Annotated in this window: 1 protein-coding gene; it reads left to right on the top strand. The window is 38.7% G+C overall.

Going from position 1 to position 346, the window contains the following annotated elements; genetic code table 11:
* Positions 1-168: 168 nt before the first annotated feature.
* Entirely contained in the window at positions 169-324 is a 156-nt protein-coding gene (locus EI162_RS14535; protein WP_192524995.1) for a hypothetical protein, read from the top strand.
* Positions 325-346 lie beyond the last annotated feature (22 nt).

The raw sequence follows: 346 nt of genomic DNA on the forward strand, positions 1-346 counted from the left end.
CCATTCACTTAGTTTCTTGTGTCGTTTGGCTTAATTGATGACACGCCCTAGATAACTTTTTCTTTACTTGGTTATAACCAAGTGAAACAATAATGCGCCTATATGACCGCTTATCGGAAGAATTAGGCGTTTAGTCATTACAACAGTGGTCTTTAAAGGAATAAAGTTATGAGTATAGAGTCAAAATCGGAGGCTAGCGCTGCTGAATTGGCAGCGTTAGACAATGGTTTTATGGGACACCCCAAGCCGTTACGTCCGTTATTTTTTACCGAAATGTGGGAGCGTTTTTCTTATCTTAGATTAACACACCAAGTGCAACGCTAAATTATATTATAGAACACCTGAT

Source organism: Psychrobacter sp. FME6, from assembly GCF_014861365.1.
GTDB lineage: Bacteria > Pseudomonadota > Gammaproteobacteria > Pseudomonadales > Moraxellaceae > Psychrobacter.

Excerpts from the sequence above, each read along its gene's own strand:
- EI162_RS14535 (WP_192524995.1), top strand. The coding sequence starts at position 169 with ATGAGTATAGAGTCAAAATCGGAGGCTAGCGCTGCTGAATTGGCAGCG.